A 334-nucleotide genomic window follows, 5' to 3' on the forward strand; every position below is an offset into this window, starting at 1 on the left:
CTCGAGACCCTCACCCAGCACGAACTGGTATCATCCCCTTTGGCGCGGCGATCCCAGTGAAACTTCACTTTTATCCGGCCGTATTTGTCCGTCCAGATATTCTCGCCGACGGGCCCCACCACCTTGGCCGTTTGCGGGCCATAGGTGCGCGGCCACGGCGTCACCGTCAGCGGACGAAAGACGGTAGCGGCCGGGATAACCGTAAAGTCGATGCGATGAACCGTCTCTCCTTCTTCGCCGCTGGCGTAGCGGTTCTCGGAGAACGTATAATCGGCGGCCGTCGTCAGGTATTCGCCGTTATCGCTGAAAAACGGGGCGTTGATCAGGGTAAAGG

Annotated in this window: 1 pseudogene; it reads right to left on the reverse strand. The window is 59.6% G+C overall.

The annotated features are described in order from the left end of the window. Positions 1–334, reverse strand: a pseudogene (locus tag KQX66_RS36905) (type VI secretion system tip protein VgrG); the annotation flags it as partial.

Origin of the sequence: Paenibacillus oleatilyticus (assembly GCF_018998565.1) — a bacterium.
Classification (GTDB): Bacteria; Bacillota; Bacilli; order Paenibacillales; family NBRC-103111; genus Paenibacillus_G; species Paenibacillus_G oleatilyticus.